The organism is Escherichia sp. SCLE84 (genome assembly GCF_012584495.1).
Classification (GTDB): Bacteria; Pseudomonadota; Gammaproteobacteria; order Enterobacterales; family Enterobacteriaceae; genus ECMA0423.
Window position 1 is genome coordinate 3,688,880 of record NZ_CP051430.1, and the last position, 19,331, is coordinate 3,708,210.

Genomic DNA, 19,331 nt, shown 5'->3' on the forward strand with positions numbered 1-19,331 from the left:
CTGCAATATACCGAAGGTCATTACAGGACCATGCAAAAAGGGGAGGCATTGCGCCTCCCGTTAAAACATTAACCGCGCAGCTGCACCACGCCGTCTTTCACTCGTGCTTCGTAATGTTTGACGGAAAACTGTTCGTCTTCCATGCACAAGCCATCACTTAAGCGAAAACGCTGTTTTTTCAGCGGGCTGGCGACCCACAGCTCGCCCTGGTGTTCCGCAATCAGCCCGCGTGACAGCACGCTGGACTCGAAGAACGGATCGATGTTGCTGATCGCAAACACCTGGTCGCTGTGATACGGGCGGAAAATCGCGACCTGCTCGTCGCCTAACAGCGCGCAGACGCCGGTTTCAGGCAGGATGTCATCGATTTTGCAGATGTCTTTCCACTGGCTCATGCGTTGTCCTCCACCAGAGTTACCGGGATACGTTCATACGGCGTTGCCGGACGGTGCTGTTCGCGCTCTGGCACCATCTGTACGTTCGGGTCACGCTTGTCGCTGTTGATGAAGTGTTTGAAGCGAGTCTGCGCGGACGGTGTATTGACCGTTTCAGTCCACTCACACACTACCGCTTCACGCAGGCGCGCCATCTCTTCTTCCAGATGAGCGTTCAGCCCCAGTTTGTCGTCAATGATCACCGCTTTCAGGTAATCGATGCCGCCTTCGAGGTTTTCTAACCACGGCGCGGTACGCGTCAGTTTGTCGGCGGTACGGATGTAGAACATCATGAAGCGGTCGAGATATTTGATCAGCGTTTCGCGATCGATATCCGCCGCCAGCAGATCCGCATGACGCGGTTTCATGCCGCCGTTGCCGCAAACATACAGGTTCCAGCCTTTTTCAGTGGCGATAATACCCACGTCTTTACCCTGAGCTTCTGAACATTCACGGGTACAGCCGGAGACACCGAACTTCATTTTGTGCGGCGTACGGATGCCTTTGTAGCGGTTTTCCAGTTCCACGCCGAGGCCGACGCTATCGCCAACACCGTAGCGGCACCAGGTGCTACCCACGCAGGTTTTCGCCATACGCAGTGCTTTCGCATAGGCATGACCGGTTTCGAAGCCAGCTTCAATCAGCTGACGCCAGATTTCCGGCAGATCGTCTTTCTGTGCGCCAAACATCGCCAGGCGCTGGGAGCCGGTGATTTTGGTGTAGAGATTAAATTCACGCGCGATACGACCCACTGCCATCAGCCCTTCCGGGGTGATTTCACCGCCCGGAGAACGCGGGATCACCGAGTAGGTGCCGTCTTTCTGGATGTTAGCGAGGAAGTTGTCGTTAGAATCCTGCAGCGGAGTATGTTCCGGCTTCAGAATGTATTCGTTCCAGCAGGAGGCCAGCAGCGAACCGACGGTTGGTTTACAAACTTCACAACCGTAGCCTTTGCCGTGTTTCGCCAGCAGTTCTTCGAAGGTTTTAATGCCTTCAACGCGGATCAAATGGAACAGTTCCTGACGCGAATAAGCAAAGTGTTCGCACAGGTTGTTGTTAACTTCGATGCCCTGTTTCGCCAGTTCCGCGTTCAGTACCTGAGTGACCAGCGGGATACAGCCACCGCAGCCAGTACCCGCTTTGGTTTCAGCTTTCAGCGCCGCAACTGTGTGGCAGCCTTTGTTGATGGCAGCAATCAGATCACCTTTGGTGACGTCGAAGCAGGAGCAGATTTGCGCGCTGTCCGGCAGTTTATCAACACCGATAGACGGCTTACCGCTACCCGAGTGCGCCGGCAGAATCAGAGAATCCGGGTTTTCCGGCAGCTCGATAGCATTCAGCACCAGTTGCAGCAGGTTGCCGTAGTCGCTGGTATCGCCCACCAGTACCGCACCGAGCAGGGTTTTGTTGTCTTCGCTGACAATCAGGCGTTTGTAGATCTCTTTGCTTTCGTCGAGGTAAACGTAGCTACGTGCGCCAGGCGTGCGACCGTGCGCATCACCAATACCGCCTACGTCTACGCCCAGCAGTTTCAGCTTGGCGCTAAGGTCAGCACCTTCAAAGGCGTTTTCGCTACCGAGAATATGGTCAACGGCGACCTGCGCCATTTTGTAGCCTGGTGCTACCAGACCAAATACACGGTTGTTCCAGCTTGCGCATTCACCGATGGCGTAGATATCCGGATCGGAAGTCTGGCAGGAATCATTAATGACAATACCCCCACGCGGAGCAACGTCCAGACCACACTGGGTTGCCAGCTTATCGCGCGGACGGATACCGGTAGAGAAGACGATAAAGTCGACTTCCAGTTCGCTGCCGTCGGCAAAACGCATGGTTTTACGCGCTTCGACACCTTCCTGCACAATCTCAAGGGTGTTTTTGCTGGTGTGAACGCGCACGCCCATACTTTCGATTTTGCGACGCAGCTGCTCGCCACCCATCTGATCAAGCTGTTCCGCCATCAGCATAGGGGCAAATTCGATAACGTGGGTTTCAATACCTAAGTTTTTCAGCGCGCCAGCGGCTTCCAGACCTAACAGGCCGCCACCAACAACGGCACCGCGTTTGCTGCGACGGGCGCAGGATTCAATGGCGTTGAGGTCTTCAATGGTGCGATAGACAAAGCAGTCCTGAGTATCAGAACCTTTGATTGGTGGGATCCACGGGTAGGAACCGGTTGCCATGATCAGCTTGTCATAAAAAACGGTACGTCCGGCGCTGGAGTGAATCACCTTCTCCTGACGGTTGATGGTGATAGCGCGTTCGCCGACCAGAACTTTGATGCCGTGTTTCTCGTAGAAGCCTTCGCGCACCAGCGACAGCTCTTCGGCGGTGTGGTGAGAGAAGTAAGACGAGAGGTGTACGCGGTCATAAGCGATGCGCGGTTCTTCACAGAAAACGGTAATATCAAAGTTGGCCGCATCAGATTTATCAAGAAGATCTTCGATAAAGCGATGGCCGACCATACCGTTACCGATAATTGCGAGTCTGACTTTGCTCATTTTTGCCTCGATTTCTTTTCTATTACCGCCTACCTTAACGATTCAGCAACCCCGCTTATTGATGTAAATCAAATTCACCTTTATATACTCCTTAAGGGGTATATTGCTGATTTGTATAAATTTTCTTAAGTCACGGAATTGTCTGATATTTCATGTTTGTGCAAAAAATAGACAAAATGAACGGGTTTATAGAAATAGATGCACGTAGCGGGGGAAGAGAGGAAAAGGCCGGACGACGATAGTGCCGTCCGGCATTAGCAATTAATGAGAGGTCAGGGTGTTATGCTGACGGTGACGGCTGACGAAACCTAACAGGAAGCACATCACAAAGACGACAGCGTACAGACCGTTTGCTGTAAGCAGTGCCGCCTGCGGACCGCTATGTTCAACAATCGGGCCGGTAACCACAAAGGTCAACATAGTACCGATGGTTCCGCAGGTCAGGACAAAGTTAACCAGTTTTGGCGACGGTACTTTGGTCTGCTGTGAACCCAGGGTGATGATGGTGGTATAGATCGCGCTGGAGAAGAAGCCCAGAGCGAGAATTGACCACGCCATATGTGCTGGTGTTCCGGTGTTAAAGACGTACATCAGAATCGCAGCCAGACCAGCCAGTACGGTCAGAATGCGTTGCAAATCAAAGAAGCGAAGAATAAAGCTGAACGCCCACATGCCGACCATGTATGACATCCAGAAGTTACTCACCAGCGTGCCCGCGTCGTTCAGGCTCATGCCCAGGCCTTTGGCATACTCAGGCACCCAGGAGATAAAACCTAACTGACCGAGGATGTAGCACAGCGCCGCAACAGAGAGAAACAGTACGCCGATCCCCCACTTTTCTTTCTCTACCGGAGCATCCGTTTTTGGCGCATGTTTGCCCAGTGCCGGGAACTCACAGCCGAAGGTCAGAATAAAAATAGCGACATACACCAGCCCGATGCAGGCATAAACCCAGTACCACTCAATGCTGCGCGCCAGTAGAAACGCGGCGATCATTGGGAAAATCATCCCAGCCATACTGAAGAAGGAGTCAGTAAATAACAGGCGGGAACCGCGCTGACGCCCTTCATACATTTGTGTTATCAGGAATGTACCAATCGACATAGTAATGCCGCTGACCACCCCGAGAATGAACATCGCCGTCGAGAACAGCGCCAGGCTGTGGCTGAACATCAAACCGGCAACCGCCAGCACCATCAGGAGAAAGCCAAAACGTAACTGCGTTTTCAACGGGACGATTTCCATCAGCCAGGCGTTGAGGAAGATAGAGATTAAAATGCCGGCGTTGAGGAAGGTGAAGGTGTTACTCATACTGGAAACAGGCAGATTGAAATAATCGGCGATATTTCCCATCACCATCCCGGTGACAATAACCAACGCACCAGTCAGTGCGTAGGAGAGAAAGCTAATCCATGTGAGCTTGATGCGATTGCTGTTAGTCATGATTGGCCTGCGTTCAAAAATAAAATGGCATAGCGGGATATGCCGCGAGCGGGCGATTTTAGGTGATTTTGTGATCTGTTTAAATGTTTTATTGCAATCGGTTGCTAAATTGCATTTTAAGAGGTGATTTTGATCACGGAATAAAAAGTGATCGTCAGGTTACATATATTTCAGATACGTAAAATTAGGTAAAGGGATGGCCTTGTTCTTGAAGGCTATTTAGAATCTCTTCACTTGCTTTTTTTCTGCTCTGTTTGTTAAGGAAATCTCATGTTCAAATCGACCCTGGCGGCGATGGCTGCTGTTTTCGCTCTTTCTGCTCTTTCTCCCGCAGCAATGGCAGCGAAAGGGGACCCGCACGTATTGTTGACAACCTCAGCTGGTAACATCGAACTGGAGCTGGATAAACAAAAAGCGCCAGTGTCTGTGCAAAACTTTGTCGATTATGTGAACAGCGGTTTTTATAACAACACTACCTTTCACCGCGTCATTCCTGGCTTTATGATTCAGGGCGGCGGTTTCACCGAGCAGATGCAGCAGAAAAAACCAAACCCGCCAATCAAAAATGAAGCCGATAACGGCCTGCGCAACACGCGTGGCACCATCGCGATGGCGCGTACCGCTGACAAAGACAGCGCCACCAGCCAGTTCTTTATCAACGTTGCCGATAACGCCTTCCTTGACCATGGTCAGCGTGATTTCGGTTACGCGGTATTTGGTAAAGTGGTGAAAGGCATGGACGTTGCCGATAAGATTTCCCAGGTGCCGACTCATGACGTTGGTCCGTACCAGAATGTGCCGTCAAAACCGGTAGTTATCCTTTCCGCTAAAGTCCTGCCGTAATGATTTTTCGCGCGGGCAATCTTGCCCGCGCTTCTGCTCTCCCGGCGTAACCCGGATTTGCCGCTTATACTTGTGGCAAATGGACACGTTCAGGGAGGCATCAAGTGAAGAAACTCACCGATAAGCAAAAGTCCCGTCTCTGGGAGCTTCAGCGTAATCGTAATTTCCAGGCCAGTCGCCGTCTTGAAGGCGTCGAGATGCCTTTAGTCACTCTTACTGCCGCAGAGGCTTTAGCGCGCCTTGAAGAGCTGAGGAGGCACTATGAGCGATAAATTCGGCGAAGGGCGCGATCCGTATCTTTATCCTGGCCTTGATATCATGCGTAACCGGCTGAACATCCACCAGCAGCAGCGGCTGGAACAGGCCGCTTACGAAATGACGGCGTTGCGTGCTGCGACCATTGAGCTTGGTCCGCTGGTGCGCGGTTTACCGCATTTGCGCACTATCCATCGCCAGCTGTATCAGGATATTTTCGACTGGGCGGGGCAACTGCGTGAAGTTGATATTTATCAGGGCGATACGCCGTTCTGCCACTTTGCTTATATCGAAAAAGAGGGCAATGCCCTGATGCAGGATCTGGAGGAAGAAGGTTATCTGGTTGGCCTGGAGAAAGCGAAGTTCGTCGAGCGGCTGGCGCATTACTATTGTGAAATCAACGTGCTGCATCCCTTCCGTGTGGGAAGCGGACTGGCACAGCGGATCTTCTTCGAGCAACTGGCGATTCATGCCGGATATCAACTGAGCTGGCAGGGTATCGAAAAAGAAGCCTGGAATCAGGCAAATCAGAGTGGGGCAATGGGGGATCTCACCGCGCTGCAGATGATATTTAGCAAAGTGGTAAGCGAAGCCGGGGAATCTGAGTAAAATAGCGTGGTTCTTTCGTACCGGAGCCGCCATGATCCTGCTTATAGATAACTACGATTCTTTTACCTGGAACCTCTACCAGTACTTTTGTGAACTGGGGGCGGATGTGCTGGTTAAGCGCAACGATGCGTTGACGCTGGCGGATATCGACGCCCTTAAACCACAAAAAATTGTCATCTCACCTGGCCCCTGTACGCCAGATGAAGCCGGGATCTCCCTTGACGTTATTCGCCACTATGCCGGGCGCTTGCCGATTCTTGGCGTCTGCCTCGGTCATCAGGCAATGGCGCAGGCATTTGGCGGTAAAGTTGTGCGCGCCGCAAAGGTCATGCACGGCAAAACCTCGCCGATTACACATAACGGTGAGGGCGTATTTCGGGGGCTGGCAAATCCACTTACCGTGACACGCTACCATTCGCTGGTGGTGGAACCTGACTCATTACCAGCGTGCTTTGACGTGACGGCCTGGAGCGAAACCCGCGAGATTATGGGGATTCGCCATCGCCAGTGGGATCTGGAAGGTGTGCAGTTCCATCCAGAAAGTATTCTTAGCGAACAAGGACATCAACTGCTGGCTAATTTCCTGCATCGCTGATTTCTGATTGCCATTTAGTGATTTTTTATGCATATTTTGTGGTTATAATTTCACATTTGTTTATGCGTAACAGGGTGATCATGAGATGGCAATTGAACAAACAGCAATTACACGCGCGACTTTCGATGAAGTGATCCTGCCGATTTATGCTCCGGCAGAGTTTATTCCGGTAAAAGGTCAGGGCAGCCGAATCTGGGATCAGCAAGGCAAGGAGTATGTCGATTTCGCGGGTGGCATTGCAGTTACGGCGTTGGGCCATTGCCATCCTGCGCTGGTGAACGCGTTAAAAACCCAGGGCGAAACTCTGTGGCATATCAGTAACGTTTTCACCAATGAACCGGCGCTGCGTCTTGGGCGTAAACTGATTGAGGCAACGTTTGCCGAACGCGTGGTGTTTATGAACTCCGGCACGGAAGCTAACGAAACCGCCTTTAAACTGGCACGCCATTACGCCTGTGTGCGTCATAGCCCGTTCAAAACCAAAATTATTGCCTTCCATAACGCTTTTCATGGTCGCTCGCTGTTTACCGTTTCGGTGGGTGGGCAGCCAAAATATTCCGACGGCTTTGGGCCGAAACCGGCAGACATCATCCACGTTCCCTTTAACGATCTCCATGCAGTGAAAGCGGTGATGGATGATCACACCTGTGCGGTGGTGGTTGAGCCGATCCAGGGCGAGGGCGGTGTGACGGCAGCGACGCCAGAGTTTTTGCAGGGCTTGCGCGAGCTGTGCGATCAACATCAGGCATTATTGGTGTTTGATGAAGTGCAGTGCGGGATGGGGCGGACCGGCGATTTGTTTGCTTACATGCACTACGGCGTTACGCCGGATATTCTGACCTCTGCGAAAGCGTTAGGCGGCGGCTTCCCGATTAGCGCCATGCTGACCACGGCGGAAATTGCTTCTGCGTTTCATCCTGGTTCTCACGGTTCCACCTACGGCGGTAATCCTCTGGCCTGTGCAGTAGCGGGGGCGGCGTTTGATATCATCAATACCCCTGAAGTGCTGGAAGGCATTCAGGCGAAACGCCAGCGTTTTGTTGACCATCTGCAGAAGATCGATCAGCAGTACGATGTGTTTAGCGATATTCGCGGTATGGGGCTGTTGATTGGCGCGGAGCTTAAGCCACAGTTCAAAGGTCGGGCGCGTGATTTCCTGTATGCGGGCGCAGGGGCTGGCGTAATGGTGCTGAATGCCGGACCGGATGTGATGCGTTTTGCACCGTCGCTGGTGGTGGAAGATGCGGATATCGATGAAGGGATGCAACGTTTCGCCCACGCGGTGGCGAAGGTGGTTGGGGCGTAAATACGAAGCATCAGGCAAAAGATGTCGGATGCGGCGTGAATGCCTTATCCGATGGTTTAGCCTGCATTACGCCTTCGAATCCCGCAACTTGCGACTCAGCCAAATCCCGTGATGCGGTCGCTGACGCCATGCCATCGACGAAATGGTGTGCATGGTGTTCAGATGACCAATAACCCGCTGTAAATGCTGCTCCAGCGTACCTGCCGCGCCTTCGTGCGGCTGCATCTCCGGCGCATCCATGATATTGGCATCGCCAGAACTACCCGGTTCGTCATACTCCAGTCGCTGCTGACAACGCTGAATGGCGATTTCACAAGACTGTAAATACTCTTGTGCCAGTTCAGGTGGCAATGCCCGGTGTTCCCGCGCCAGCGTGGTCATGGCATTAATATGCTCAACAATAAACTGGCTGTGCGTTACCCACAGTTTCATATCTGCCAGATAATGGCTGTTAAACGCCGGTTCCTGCATCGCCTGATTCAATGAGTTATACAGAGTGTTATGTGCCTGATTTACCCGCATTCGCTGCCAGGCCAGTGGCGTAGGTTGCGGATCCTCGCTAAGAATCAAGCGAATCGCTTCCTGATAGGCTTCTAAAGCGTCATGGGCGTTTTTACGCAATAACCCGCTCTGCCACTGCGGCCACAGCCAGACAGTACCGCCGAAAGCAATTAAACAACCAATAATGGTATCGATAAGACGCGGAAGGATGTATTGCTCGCCGTTCAACCACAATAGTTGCAGGGTATACACTGCGGTAATAGTAAAACCGACCGTCGCCCAGCCGTAGTTTTTGCGCAATATCAGGTAGCTGGCGAGGGTGGTAATCAGCATCAACGTCAGGGTGTAACCTTCGGGAATTTTAAAGTGCAGCGCCACGCCCGCAATGATTAACCCGACCACGGTTCCCACGGAGCGATTCACAATCCTCAGACGGGTTGCGCCATAGCCATTTTGTGTCACCAGCAATACCGTCATCAGGATCCAGTACGACTTCGGCAGATGCAGCGCGGTGCCCATCAGGCTGGCAACGCTTAACATCACACTGAGTCGTCCGGCATTGCGTAGCGCCGGAGACTTTAGTGACAGATAACTTTTCAGCGCCGGAAGTAATGGCATTCGCCGCTGTTTATCGGCCAGTAAGTCACGGGCATAGAGCGGTTTTTGGGTGCGCAGCACGCGGGCGATGCGGCTGAAATGCCAGTAGCAGAATTGCCCAACCGGATTATCCGGATGCTGGCGGGCGATTTTTTCCAGTGCGCCAATTTGCTTTTCCATCGTAAAACGCGTTGGCAGGCGATGGTAAAGAATGTCATCAGCCAGCACGCGCAGGCGAGCGGCGACGGTTTGCGCATTCCAGCGGATAACTTCTTCCGCATGGCTACGCTCGACCAGCTTTTGCACCTCTTCCGGCTGATGCAAACTGACCGAAATATGTTCCTGTAAATCCAGCGCCTCCTGGAAAATACGCAGCATCCGCTTGTAGTCAGTATTATTTTGCGCGGAAAGCATATGCATTTGCTGATAGCACTGGGTAATTAGATCGACCGCTTTTTGCTGGCGCACCAGCAGCGGCGGCAGCGCTTTTTCAGGGTCGGTGTGCTGGGTAAGCAGGCTGTATTTGGCTTCACAATAATCTGCCAGTTCACGGTACAGCAGACTTAGTGACTCGCGCAGCGGTTGTTCGCGCCAGATCCAGAACCAAAACCAGTTAAACAATCCGTACCAGAGAGTGCCCAACGCATAGATGAGCAACGGTTCCCAGACCGGCATGTATCCCGCCAGACTGAGGGTAAAAATGGCTGCCAGCAGCGATGCGGGAAGCAATTTTGCGTGCAATGGCCCCAACTCAGCAGTGACGCCAAGTACCAGCGTTAATCCGGTCAGCAAAAAGGGCAGGGGAACATCTTTTGCCAGTAGCAGCTGTGTCAGTAAGCTACAGGTGGCAAACAGCGACGCACCAATGATTAAGCGTTTGAAAAAACGTTTATGAGGCGTATCAAGGCCTGCAATATTGCAACAGGCAGGAACGAGAGAGAAGAGCAGACCGAATCGTAATTCGCCAAGCATTAACCCAACGGCTACGGGCAAACATAGCACCAGCGTTTGTCGAAGTGCATAGTTGATATCGGGGTGATAAATCAGTCTGCGCCACATCGGGGGAAACAAAATGGCGCGCTACCAGGTAACGCGCCACTCCGACGGGATTAACGAGTGCCGTAAACGACGATGGTTTTACCGTGTGCGGAGATCAGGTTCTGATCTTCCAGCATCTTCAGAATGCGTCCCACGGTTTCACGAGAACAGCCGACAATCTGACCGATTTCCTGACGGGTAATTTTGATTTGCATACCGTCCGGGTGAGTCATAGCATCTGGTTGTTTTGCCAGGTTCAGCAGAGTCTGTGCAATGCGGCCCGTCACGTCGAGGAACGCCAGGTTGCCCACTTTCTCTGAAGTGACTTGCAGACGACGCGCCATCTGTGCAGACAGACGCATCAGAATGTCCGGGTTTACCTGAATCAATTGGCGAAATTTTTTGTACGAAATTTCAGCCACTTCACAGGCGGTTTTCGCACGTACCCATGCGCTACGTTCCTGGCCCTCTTCAAACAGGCCCAGTTCGCCAATAAAATCACCCTGATTCAGATAGGAGAGGATCATTTCTTTACCCTCTTCGTCTTTGATCAGCACTGCCACAGAGCCTTTAACGATGTAGTACAGCGTTTCCGCTTTTTCACCCTGGTGAATAAGCGTGCTCTTGGATGGGTACTTATGAATGTGGCAATGAGACAAGAACCATTCGAGAGTCGGGTCTGTTTGCGGTTTGCCAAGCACCATGCGCGGTTATCCTCTGTTATAAGCTTTCTCCAGAGCCAGATAACGCCGCTGTCTCTGGATTGCCGAAATATGCTTCCCGCTACCTGGGAAGGGGCTATCAACTGTACTGCACGGTAATGTGACGTCCTTTGCATACATGCAGTACATCAATGTATTACTGTAGCATCCTGACTGTTTTAGCATAGCTTTCGCTTTGTGTCTCCTGGTGTCTCGCTTCAGCATGACCCAGGTCGCCTTCCGTTGCGCGATTTGGTTAGTACGCGTACTCTGTCAGGAAAATTGACGCAGTGGAGTAGCAAAAATGCAAGCGCGAGTGAAGTGGGTCGAAGGGTTAATTTTTCTGGGCGAATCCGCCTCTGGTCATCAGATTTTAATGGACGGCAACTCAGGCGATAAAGCACCAAGTCCGATGGAAATGGTGTTGATGGCGGCGGGGGGTTGCAGTGCCATCGATGTGGTTTCTATCCTGCAAAAAGGGCGTCAGGATGTGGTCGATTGTGAAGTAAAATTGACCTCTGAACGCCGCGAAGAGGCACCACGCCTGTTTACGCACATTAATCTGCATTTTATCGTCACCGGTCGCGACCTGAAAGACGCAGCGGTTGCGCGTGCGGTTGATCTCTCTGCTGAGAAATATTGTTCAGTGGCGTTGATGCTGGAAAAAGCGGTGAATATTACTCACTCGTATGAAGTGGTTGCCGCGTGATTTAACTATCCCGTTGTGAAGCCGGATAGTATTTTATCCGGCGTAATAGCAGAGTTACTCGATTTTCTTTCCTTCCATCAATCGTTGCACCAGCGGCAGCATAATTAATTCCATTGCCAGACCCATTTTGCCGCCCGGTACCACTAACGTATTGATGTGGGAAATGAATGAGCCTTGCAACATCGCCAGCAGCCAGGGGAAATCGATCCCTTCCAGATTACGAAAATGGATCACCACAAAGCTTTCATCGAGCGACGGGATACCTTTTGCCGCGAACGGGTTTGAAGTGTCGACGGTGGGAACGCGCTGGAAGTTAAGATGGGTGCGGGAAAACTGCGGTGTGATGTAGTTGATATAGTCTTCCATTGAACGCACTACTGAGTCCATCACTGCTTCTCGTGAGTGCCCGCGCTCGCTGGTGTCGCGGATCAGTTTTTGAATCCACTCAAGGTTAACGATAGGCACCACGCCGACCAGTAAGTCCACATGCTGCGCAACGTTATGCTGTGGCGTGACTACGCCGCCGTGTAAACCTTCATAAAACAGTACATCAGTGGGTTCCGGTAAAGGTTGCCAGGGGGTGAATGTCCCCGGTACCTGATTCCACGGTACGGCTTCGTCGTAGGTATGCAGATATTTGCGAGATTTCCCTTTGCCGCTCTGACCGTATTCAATGAAGGTTTGTTCCAGCAGGCCGAAGTCGTTAGCCTCGGGGCCGAAGTAGCTGATATGCCGCCCGGCGTCGCGCGCTTTGCGGATCGCCATGTCCATTTCCGGGCGGGTGTAACGGTGAAAACTGTCGCCTTCCACCTCAGCTGCATGCAGATTTAACTGCGCGAATATTTTACGAAACGCGAGGCTGGTGGTGGTGGTCCCCGCGCCGCTGGATCCTGTTACCGCAATGACCGGATGTTTGGCAGACATAGTAACTCCATGACTTAGCTATCATTATTATCTCGTCCGCCGACGGTTGCAGGTTATTCGCGAAACTGACTGCGCGGCATAATATTGACCGTTTCGTGCAGCTCCGACCATACCAGCACCGCTTCTCCGCACTGTAGCTGGCGTTTGACGTCGGCGACTTTCTGTTCAAGTGTACGCTCATGTTCACCATAATCGGTGCCTTCACGTAACACAAAGCTTTCAATTAAATTTTCCAGCGTTTCGGGGGAGAGGTCTTGCCACGGAATCAACATGATTTCGCCTCCAGATACGTTGTTAACCAGTCAGGAATGCGTGACTCCAGCCACATTTGCGGATGAAGTAATGTACCGCCAATAAAGCCAACATGACCGCCATGTTCAGTCAGTTGATACTCCACCTGCGGGGGGAGACTTTCCGGTTTCGGGATCACCTGATGATCCATAAACGGATCGTCTTTGGCGTGAATAATCAGCGTCGGTTTGGCGATCCGGTTCAGCATCGGCATGGCGCTACACTGACGATAATAGTCGATAGCGTCGGCGTAGCCGTGAATTCTGGCGGTGATGAGATCGTCAAATTCACGGATGCGACGTACCGATTTTAACTGCGCGAGATTAATCGGCAGCGTTCCGGGGTAGGCTGCCAGCTTGCGCGCGGCATTGGCTTTTAACAGGTTCAGCAAGTAACGCTGATAAACGCGGGAAAAGCCCTTTTCCATATGATAGCTACAGGCTTCCAGCATAAACGGCGCAGAGACAATCACCGCCGCATCAACCGGGAGATCATTGCCTTCCTTTGCCAGCAAACAGGCCAGCATATTACCGCCGAGCGAATAGCCGACGGCAGCCGTTGGCGCATGACCAAATTCGCGTTGCAGCCAGCGTAAAAACCAACTGGCGTCTTCGGTTTCGCCCGAATGGTAAATGCGGTGCATACGGTTTGGTTCACCGCTGCATCCGCGAAAATGCATCACCACGCCCAGCCAGCCGCGCTTTTGCGCCGCCTCAACCAGACCGTGGGCGTAAGGGCTATTGAGACTGCCTTCCAGCCCGTGAAACACCACTAAACGCGGTTTATGTTTCGCCTGTGCGGGGTCTTCACTCCACGCGAGATCGACAAAATCGCCGTCGGGCAACTCCAGCCGCTGCCAGTACGGGGTGAATTTCACCTGACGACGAAACAAACGCGGCAGCATAGTTTGTAGATGACAATTGCTAAAGCCGCGCATAGGGGTGAATTCAGCACTGCTGCTAAATTCATTGGCATCGGTCGTCGTTATCTGCGCCATCAGTTGCTTTGGCCTTCCAGCAGCATCTGCTCAAGCTGCTCCTGGGCTTCCAGCCACGCCATTTCGCACTCTTCCAGGCCGGATTTGGCGCTGGCTTGCTGTTGCAGGCAGGCGGTCAACTCCGCTTTACGGCTCTGGTCATACAGTTCGCTGTCGCCGAGTTTCTCTTCCGCCTGCGCCAGTTGCGCGTTCAGCTTCTCCATCTCTTTTTCCAGACGGGCAATCTCTTTACGCAGCGGCTGGGTTTGCGCACGCAGCTCCGCTTCCCGACGCTTCTGATCTTTACGTGCCTGGGCGCTGTTCGCGTTCTCTTTTGGCGCTTCGTCGGTCTGGTTTTCCTGCTTTTGTACGTCGCTCAACCACTGTTGATAATCTTCCAGATCGCCATCGAACGGTTCGACTTTACGATCGTGAACCAGGTAGAGATCGTCAGTGGTGGAACGCAGCAAATGACGGTCGTGCGAAACGACAACCAGCGCGCCTTCAAACTCGATTAATGCTTCGGTGAGTGCCTGACGCATGTCGAGGTCAAGGTGGTTAGTCGGTTCGTCGAGCAGCAGCAGATTCGGACGCTGCCAGACAATTAATGCCAGCACCAGGCGGGCTTTTTCCCCACCTGAGAAGCGGCGCGTTTCTTCGGTTACTTTATCGCCCTGGAAACCAAAGCCGCCGAGGTAGTCACGCAGTTTTTGTTCCAGCTCCTGCGGCGCTAAACGTGCCAGATGTTGAATAGGTGATTCGTCGGCGCGCAGGTATTCAAGTTGATGCTGGGCGAAGTAGCCGAGCTTGATCCCTTTCGCCAGACCAATTTCACCGCTGACTGGCGCAAGTTCACCGGCTAACAGTTTGATTAATGTCGATTTACCCGCGCCGTTGCGGCCTAACAGACCAATGCGCGAGCCGGGCACCAGGTTCAGTTTAATCGAGTCGAGAATAATGCGATCGCCATAGCCCGCGCTGACTTTTTCCATCTTCAGTAACGGATTTGGCAGGCTTTCCGGCGCGCGGAAGCTAAAGCGGAACGGGTTGTCGACGTGCGCGGGGGCAATCAGCTCCATACGCTCGAGCATCTTAATGCGGCTCTGGGCCTGCTTCGCTTTGGTGGCTTTGGCACGGAAACGGTCGATATAACTTTGCAGATGCGCTACGCGTTCCTGCTGGCTTTCATACATCGCTTGTTGCTGCGCCAGACGGGTGGCGCGCTGTACTTCAAACGAACTGTAGTTGCCGGTGTACTCGAACATGCTTTGTTGTTCGATATGAATAATTTTATCAACGATCGGATCGAGGAAGTCGCGGTCGTGAGAGATCAGGATCAGCGTGCCCTGATAGCTCTTCAACCATTTTTCCAGCCAGATAACGGCATCGAGATCGAGGTGGTTAGTCGGTTCGTCGAGCAGCAGCAAGTCTGAACGGCAAATCAGCGCCTGGGCAAGGTTAAGACGCATACGCCAGCCACCGGAGAAATCACTTACCGGGCGCTCCAGTTGTTCATTGCTGAAACCGAGGCCGTGCAGCAGGCTGGCGGCACGGGAGCGAATACTCCATGCGTCAATAGCATCCAGCTTGCCATGAATGGTCGCAATGGCGTGCCCGTCGTTACGTTCGTTGGCGTCGTGTAGCTGCGCTTCTAGTTGACGATATTCACGGTCGCCGTCAATGACATATTCCAGCGCCGCTTGCGGTAACGCCGGCGTTTCCTGATTCACCCACGCCAGTTGCCAGCTTCCCGGAAAGGTGTAGCTGCCGCCGTCGGCGCTGATTTCATTTTTCAGCAATGCCAGCAGGGTAGATTTACCACAGCCGTTTTTACCCACCAGGCCGACTTTCTGCCCAGGGTTGATGGTGGCGGTGGCATTATCCAGCAGGACGCGCACGCCGCGACGAATTTGTAACGAGGAGAAAACAATCATAAGGCGCCGTATGTTCAGACTATGTTAACTTATCATTATGATAATGTAATGTATGGGCGAGCTGCCGCACCGGGCGCAATGGTAGCCCAAAACAGCGACTATACACAAAAACCATACCGGGAGGGGGATGATGTCTCAGCCAGCGAAAGTTTTGCTGCTGTATGCCCATCCGGAATCTCAGGACTCGGTGGCAAACCGGGTACTGCTTAAACCGGCCACGCAGCTCAGCAATGTTACCGTGCACGACCTTTATGCGCACTATCCCGATTTTTTTATTGATATCCCCCGTGAGCAGGCATTACTGCGCGAGCACGAGGTGATTGTCTTTCAGCATCCTCTTTATACCTATAGCTGCCCGGCGCTACTGAAAGAGTGGCTGGACCGGGTATTAAGTCGTGGTTTTGCCAGCGGGCCGGGAGGAAACCAACTGGTGGGAAAGTACTGGCGTAGCGTGATTACCACCGGCGAGCCGGAAAGTGCTTACCGTTATGACGCATTGAATCGCTACCCGATGAGCGATGTTCTGCGTCCCTTTGAACTGGCGGCGGGCATGTGCCGGATGCATTGGTTAAGTCCCATCATTATTTACTGGGCGAGACGGCAAAGCGCACAGGAGCTGGCGAGTCACGCCAGAGCCTACGGTGACTGGCTGGCAAATCCGCTGTCTCCAGGAGGCCGCTGATGGAAGGTTCCGATTTTTTACTCGCAGGAGTGCTGTTTCTCTTCGCGGCGGTGGCTGCGGTGCCGCTGGCATCGCGGCTGGGTATTGGCGCTGTGTTGGGATATTTGCTGGCAGGAATTGCAATTGGTCCATGGGGGCTGGGGTTTATTAGCGACGTCGATGAGATCCTCCACTTTTCGGAACTCGGCGTGGTATTCCTGATGTTTATCATCGGTCTTGAGTTGAATCCCTCCAAACTTTGGCAACTGCGGCGTTCGATTTTTGGCGTAGGCGCGGCACAGGTGCTGTTAAGCGCGGCGTTGCTGGCGGGATTATTGATGCTGACGGATTTCGCCTGGCAGGCGGCGGTTGTCGGTGGCATTGGCCTTGCGATGTCTTCAACTGCAATGGCGTTGCAATTGATGCGTGAGAAAGGGATGAATCGCAGCGAATCCGGGCAGCTCGGGTTTTCGGTTCTGCTGTTTCAGGATCTGGCGGTGATCCCGGCACTGGCGTTAGTGCCGTTGTTGGCGGGTTCGGCAGACGAACATTTCGACTGGATGAAGATCGGCATGAAGGTGCTGGCGTTTGTCGGCATGCTGATTGGCGGGCGCTATTTACTGCGTCCGGTATTCCGTTTTATTGCAGCTTCTGGCGTGCGGGAAGTGTTCACCGCCGCGACGCTGCTGTTGGTGTTGGGTTCCGCATTGTTTATGGACGCGCTGGGGCTGTCGATGGCGCTCGGTACGTTTATTGCGGGCGTGCTGCTGGCGGAAAGTGAATATCGCCATGAACTGGAAACGGCTATCGATCCCTTCAAAGGCTTGCTGCTCGGTTTGTTCTTTATCTCTGTCGGCATGTCGCTCAATCTCGGGGTGCTTTATACCCATCTGTTGTGGGTAGTGATAAGCGTGGTTGTGCTGGTGGCGGTGAAAATTCTCGTGTTGTATCTGCTGGCGCGATTGTATGGCGTGCGTAGCTCAGAGCGGATGCAGTTTGCTGGCGTGTTGAGTCAGGGCGGTGAGTTTGCCTTTGTCCTCTTTTCTACCGCTTCTTCACAACGTTTATTCCAGGGCGACCAGATGGCGCTGTTGCTGGTGACGGTGACGCTTTCCATGATGACCACGCCGTTGCTGATGAAGCTGGTGGATAAATGGCTATCCCGCCAGTTTAACGGACCGGAAGAAGAAGACGAAAAACCGTGGGTCAACGATGATAAACCCCAGGTCATTGTCGTGGGCTTCGGGCGTTTTGGTCAGGTGATTGGTCGTTTGCTGATGGCAAATAAAATGCGCATTACCGTGCTGGAGCGGGATATCAGCGCCGTTAACCTGATGCGTAAATATGGCTACAAAGTTTATTACGGCGACGCCACGCAGGTCGATCTTTTACGTTCTGCGGGTGCAGAGGCCGCTGAGTCTATCGTCATTACCTGTAACGAGCCGGAAGACACCATGAAGCTGGTGGAAATATGCCAGCAGCACTTTCCGCATTTGCATATTCTTGCGCGAGCGCGCGGACGTGTGGAAGCGCATGAGTTATTACAGGCAGGGGTGACGCAGTTTTCCCGTGAAACATTCTCCAGTGCGTTAGAGCTGGGGCGCAAGACGCTGGTCACGCTTGGCATGCATCCGCATCAGGCACAGCGGGCGCAACTGCATTTTCGCCGCCTGGATATGCGAATGCTGCGGGAGTTAATCCCGATGCATGCTGATACCGTACAAATTTCTCGCGCCAGGGAAGCCCGACGCGAACTGGAAGAGATTTTCCAGCGTGAAATGCAACAAGAACGACGCCAGCTGGACGGCTGGGATGAATTTGAGTAGAGGGTAAAGATGGCAATCCGAAAACGTTTTATTGCGGGCGCAAAATGCCCGGCCTGTCAGGCGCAGGATTCAATGGCGATGTGGCGCGAAAATAATATTGATATTGTTGAATGTGTTAAGTGCGGACATCAGATGCGAGAAGCAGACAAAGAAGCCCGCGATCACGTTCGCAAAGATGAGCAAGTGATCGGGATTTTTCATCCGGACTAGCGATATGCGCCGAGTTTTTTTAAGCTAGTGAGTACACGGCTGCAGAATTCCGCTACAATCTGCGCCACTATTCTTCCCATGCTCAGGAGATATCATGAAAGTAGCAAAAGACCTGGTGGTCAGCCTGGCCTATCAGGTACGTACAGAAGACGGTGTGTTGGTTGATGAGTCTCCGGTGAGTGCGCCGCTGGACTACCTGCATGGTCACGGTTCCCTGATCTCTGGCCTGGAAACGGCGCTGGAAGGTCATGAAGTTGGCGACAAATTTGATGTCGCTGTTGGCGCGAACGACGCTTACGGTCAGTACGACGAAAACCTGGTGCAACGTGTTCCTAAAGACGTATTTATGGGCGTTGATGAACTGCAGGTAGGTATGCGTTTCCTGGCTGAAACTGACCAGGGTCCGGTACCGGTTGAAATCACTGCGGTTGAAGACGATCACGTCGTGGTTGATGGTAACCACATGCTGGCCGGTCAGAACCTGAAATTCAACGTTGAAGTTGTGGCGATTCGCGAAGCGACCGAAGAAGAACTGGCTCATGGCCACGTTCACGGCGCGCACGATCATCACCACGATCACGACCACGACGGTTGCTGCGGCGGTCATGGCCACGATCACGGTCATGAACACGGTGGCGAAGGCTGCTGTGGCGGTAAAGGCAACGGCGGTTGTGGTTGCCACTAATACCGAAAAGGTGACAAAAAAGCGGGGAATCCCCGCTTTTTTTACGCCTCAATAATGTGGCGGTGGCGTTTCTTCAGCCTGCGACGCGATGTTCGACGGCTGGCTGGCTTTTAACTTCTCGGTCAGCAGACGCAGATGATCGCGCAGTTTCGCCATCTCCATTTCATGAGCGGTCACCGTGACGTTCAGTTCTTCAATGGTGATTTCCTGAAAAGCCAGTCGGCTCTCCAGCTCTGCCAGGCGTGCTTCCAATGATAAATCCTGCATGATTCACCTCTTTTGTCGAATGGTC

Annotated in this window: 20 protein-coding genes; 10 read left to right on the forward strand and 10 right to left on the reverse strand. The window is 52.9% G+C overall.

Features of this window, described 5'->3' with window-relative positions:
• Positions 1-68 precede the first annotated feature (68 nt).
• The 3 genes from nirD to tsgA form a co-directional block, all read right to left on the reverse strand.
• On the reverse strand, positions 69-395 hold the full coding sequence (gene nirD / locus HGD79_RS17785; RefSeq protein ID WP_000084764.1) for a nitrite reductase small subunit NirD: 327 nt from the start codon (positions 393-395) through the stop codon (positions 69-71).
• Complete coding sequence (gene nirB, locus HGD79_RS17790; RefSeq protein WP_000049213.1) at positions 392-2,935, reverse strand: NADPH-nitrite reductase large subunit; 2,544 nt, start codon at positions 2,933-2,935, stop codon at positions 392-394. Before nirB ends, nirD begins: the two co-directional genes overlap by 4 nt.
• 261 nt (positions 2,936-3,196) lie before the next feature.
• Positions 3,197-4,378 (reverse strand): MFS transporter TsgA, encoded by a 1,182-nt coding sequence (gene tsgA, locus HGD79_RS17795; RefSeq protein WP_000185258.1) that lies wholly within the window; start codon positions 4,376-4,378, stop codon positions 3,197-3,199.
• Between the two features lie 270 nt (positions 4,379-4,648).
• Here tsgA and ppiA point away from each other — a divergent pair, with 270 nt between their 5' ends.
• From ppiA to argD, 5 genes are all read left to right on the forward strand, one after another.
• Entirely contained in the window at positions 4,649-5,221 is a 573-nt protein-coding gene (gene ppiA / locus HGD79_RS17800) for a peptidylprolyl isomerase A (protein WP_000477225.1), read from the forward strand.
• A 104-nt stretch (positions 5,222-5,325) separates the two neighbouring features.
• Positions 5,326-5,493, forward strand: coding sequence for a YhfG family protein (locus HGD79_RS17805; RefSeq protein WP_000736860.1), 168 nt, complete (start codon positions 5,326-5,328; stop codon positions 5,491-5,493).
• Positions 5,483-6,085, forward strand: coding sequence for a putative adenosine monophosphate-protein transferase Fic (locus HGD79_RS17810; RefSeq protein ID WP_001280624.1), 603 nt, complete (start codon positions 5,483-5,485; stop codon positions 6,083-6,085). The genes HGD79_RS17805 and HGD79_RS17810 overlap by 11 nt, the downstream gene beginning before the upstream one ends.
• Positions 6,086-6,116: 31 nt before the next feature.
• Positions 6,117-6,680, forward strand: coding sequence for an aminodeoxychorismate synthase component 2 (gene pabA, locus HGD79_RS17815; protein WP_000601847.1), 564 nt, complete (start codon positions 6,117-6,119; stop codon positions 6,678-6,680).
• A gap of 85 nt (positions 6,681-6,765) precedes the next feature.
• Positions 6,766-7,986 carry a bifunctional acetylornithine/succinyldiaminopimelate transaminase gene (gene argD / locus HGD79_RS17820; protein WP_000963785.1) on the forward strand — a complete coding sequence of 407 codons (1,221 nt, stop codon included), beginning with the start codon at positions 6,766-6,768 and terminating at the stop codon, positions 7,984-7,986.
• 66 nt (positions 7,987-8,052) lie between these two features.
• On the opposite strand, the gene HGD79_RS17825 is transcribed toward argD, so the two are convergent.
• The gene (locus tag HGD79_RS17825; RefSeq protein ID WP_001295162.1) at positions 8,053-10,143 is read right to left on the reverse strand and encodes a YccS/YhfK family putative transporter; all 2,091 of its coding nucleotides are present in this window, start codon (positions 10,141-10,143) and stop codon (positions 8,053-8,055) included.
• Between the two features lie 50 nt (positions 10,144-10,193).
• A complete protein-coding gene (gene crp / locus HGD79_RS17830) occupies positions 10,194-10,826 on the reverse strand; it encodes a cAMP-activated global transcriptional regulator CRP (RefSeq protein WP_000242755.1) in 633 nt (210 codons plus the stop codon).
• A gap of 301 nt (positions 10,827-11,127) precedes the next feature.
• On the opposite strand from crp, the gene HGD79_RS17835 reads away from it, so the two are divergent.
• Positions 11,128-11,532: an OsmC family protein gene (locus HGD79_RS17835; protein ID WP_001148904.1), complete on the forward strand. Its 405-nt coding sequence runs from the start codon at positions 11,128-11,130 to the stop codon at positions 11,530-11,532.
• A gap of 54 nt (positions 11,533-11,586) precedes the next feature.
• Here the strand turns inward: HGD79_RS17835 and HGD79_RS17840 are convergent, their stop codons facing one another.
• From HGD79_RS17840 to HGD79_RS17855, 4 genes are read right to left on the reverse strand one after another with little or no spacing between them, the layout of a single operon-like run.
• Complete coding sequence (locus HGD79_RS17840) at positions 11,587-12,456, reverse strand: phosphoribulokinase (protein ID WP_001274680.1); 870 nt, start codon at positions 12,454-12,456, stop codon at positions 11,587-11,589.
• 53 nt (positions 12,457-12,509) lie between these two features.
• Positions 12,510-12,728, reverse strand: coding sequence for a YheU family protein (locus tag HGD79_RS17845; RefSeq protein ID WP_000907085.1), 219 nt, complete (start codon positions 12,726-12,728; stop codon positions 12,510-12,512).
• Positions 12,722-13,744: a hydrolase gene (locus tag HGD79_RS17850; protein WP_000057405.1), complete on the reverse strand. Its 1,023-nt coding sequence runs from the start codon at positions 13,742-13,744 to the stop codon at positions 12,722-12,724. Before HGD79_RS17850 ends, HGD79_RS17845 begins: the two co-directional genes overlap by 7 nt.
• Positions 13,744-15,657, reverse strand: coding sequence for an ABC transporter ATP-binding protein (locus HGD79_RS17855; protein ID WP_000634798.1), 1,914 nt, complete (start codon positions 15,655-15,657; stop codon positions 13,744-13,746). Before HGD79_RS17855 ends, HGD79_RS17850 begins: the two co-directional genes overlap by 1 nt.
• 130 nt (positions 15,658-15,787) lie before the next feature.
• On the opposite strand from HGD79_RS17855, the gene kefG reads away from it, so the two are divergent.
• The 4 genes from kefG (at position 15,788) to slyD (ending at position 19,039) form a co-directional block, all read left to right on the forward strand.
• Entirely contained in the window at positions 15,788-16,339 is a 552-nt protein-coding gene (kefG, locus tag HGD79_RS17860) for a glutathione-regulated potassium-efflux system ancillary protein KefG (protein WP_001298723.1), read from the forward strand.
• Positions 16,339-18,144, forward strand: a complete 1,806-nt coding sequence (kefB, locus tag HGD79_RS17865; protein WP_000399122.1) for a glutathione-regulated potassium-efflux system protein KefB — start codon at positions 16,339-16,341, stop codon at positions 18,142-18,144. Before kefG ends, kefB begins: the two co-directional genes overlap by 1 nt.
• Before the next feature lie 9 nt (positions 18,145-18,153).
• Entirely contained in the window at positions 18,154-18,354 is a 201-nt protein-coding gene (locus tag HGD79_RS17870) for a YheV family putative zinc ribbon protein (protein WP_001007730.1), read from the forward strand.
• Between the two features lie 94 nt (positions 18,355-18,448).
• Positions 18,449-19,039: a peptidylprolyl isomerase gene (slyD, locus tag HGD79_RS17875; RefSeq protein WP_000861334.1), complete on the forward strand. Its 591-nt coding sequence runs from the start codon at positions 18,449-18,451 to the stop codon at positions 19,037-19,039.
• Positions 19,040-19,087: 48 nt separating this feature from the next.
• On the opposite strand, the gene HGD79_RS17880 is transcribed toward slyD, so the two are convergent.
• The gene (locus HGD79_RS17880; protein WP_001153615.1) at positions 19,088-19,306 is read right to left on the reverse strand and encodes a protein SlyX; all 219 of its coding nucleotides are present in this window, start codon (positions 19,304-19,306) and stop codon (positions 19,088-19,090) included.
• Positions 19,307-19,331 lie beyond the last annotated feature (25 nt).

Excerpts from the sequence above, each read along its gene's own strand:
- nirD (WP_000084764.1), bottom strand. The coding sequence starts at position 395 with ATGAGCCAGTGGAAAGACATCTGCAAAATCGATGACATCCTGCCTGAA.
- nirB (WP_000049213.1), bottom strand. The coding sequence starts at position 2,935 with ATGAGCAAAGTCAGACTCGCAATTATCGGTAACGGTATGGTCGGCCAT.
- tsgA (WP_000185258.1), bottom strand. The coding sequence starts at position 4,378 with ATGACTAACAGCAATCGCATCAAGCTCACATGGATTAGCTTTCTCTCC.
- ppiA (WP_000477225.1), top strand. The coding sequence starts at position 4,649 with ATGTTCAAATCGACCCTGGCGGCGATGGCTGCTGTTTTCGCTCTTTCT.
- HGD79_RS17810 (WP_001280624.1), top strand. The coding sequence starts at position 5,483 with ATGAGCGATAAATTCGGCGAAGGGCGCGATCCGTATCTTTATCCTGGC.
- pabA (WP_000601847.1), top strand. The coding sequence starts at position 6,117 with ATGATCCTGCTTATAGATAACTACGATTCTTTTACCTGGAACCTCTAC.
- argD (WP_000963785.1), top strand. The coding sequence starts at position 6,766 with ATGGCAATTGAACAAACAGCAATTACACGCGCGACTTTCGATGAAGTG.
- HGD79_RS17825 (WP_001295162.1), bottom strand. The coding sequence starts at position 10,143 with ATGTGGCGCAGACTGATTTATCACCCCGATATCAACTATGCACTTCGA.
- crp (WP_000242755.1), bottom strand. The coding sequence starts at position 10,826 with ATGGTGCTTGGCAAACCGCAAACAGACCCGACTCTCGAATGGTTCTTG.
- HGD79_RS17835 (WP_001148904.1), top strand. The coding sequence starts at position 11,128 with ATGCAAGCGCGAGTGAAGTGGGTCGAAGGGTTAATTTTTCTGGGCGAA.
- HGD79_RS17840 (WP_001274680.1), bottom strand. The coding sequence starts at position 12,456 with ATGTCTGCCAAACATCCGGTCATTGCGGTAACAGGATCCAGCGGCGCG.
- HGD79_RS17845 (WP_000907085.1), bottom strand. The coding sequence starts at position 12,728 with ATGTTGATTCCGTGGCAAGACCTCTCCCCCGAAACGCTGGAAAATTTA.
- HGD79_RS17850 (WP_000057405.1), bottom strand. The coding sequence starts at position 13,744 with ATGGCGCAGATAACGACGACCGATGCCAATGAATTTAGCAGCAGTGCT.
- HGD79_RS17855 (WP_000634798.1), bottom strand. The coding sequence starts at position 15,657 with ATGATTGTTTTCTCCTCGTTACAAATTCGTCGCGGCGTGCGCGTCCTG.
- kefG (WP_001298723.1), top strand. The coding sequence starts at position 15,788 with ATGTCTCAGCCAGCGAAAGTTTTGCTGCTGTATGCCCATCCGGAATCT.
- kefB (WP_000399122.1), top strand. The coding sequence starts at position 16,339 with ATGGAAGGTTCCGATTTTTTACTCGCAGGAGTGCTGTTTCTCTTCGCG.
- HGD79_RS17870 (WP_001007730.1), top strand. The coding sequence starts at position 18,154 with ATGGCAATCCGAAAACGTTTTATTGCGGGCGCAAAATGCCCGGCCTGT.
- slyD (WP_000861334.1), top strand. The coding sequence starts at position 18,449 with ATGAAAGTAGCAAAAGACCTGGTGGTCAGCCTGGCCTATCAGGTACGT.
- HGD79_RS17880 (WP_001153615.1), bottom strand. The coding sequence starts at position 19,306 with ATGCAGGATTTATCATTGGAAGCACGCCTGGCAGAGCTGGAGAGCCGA.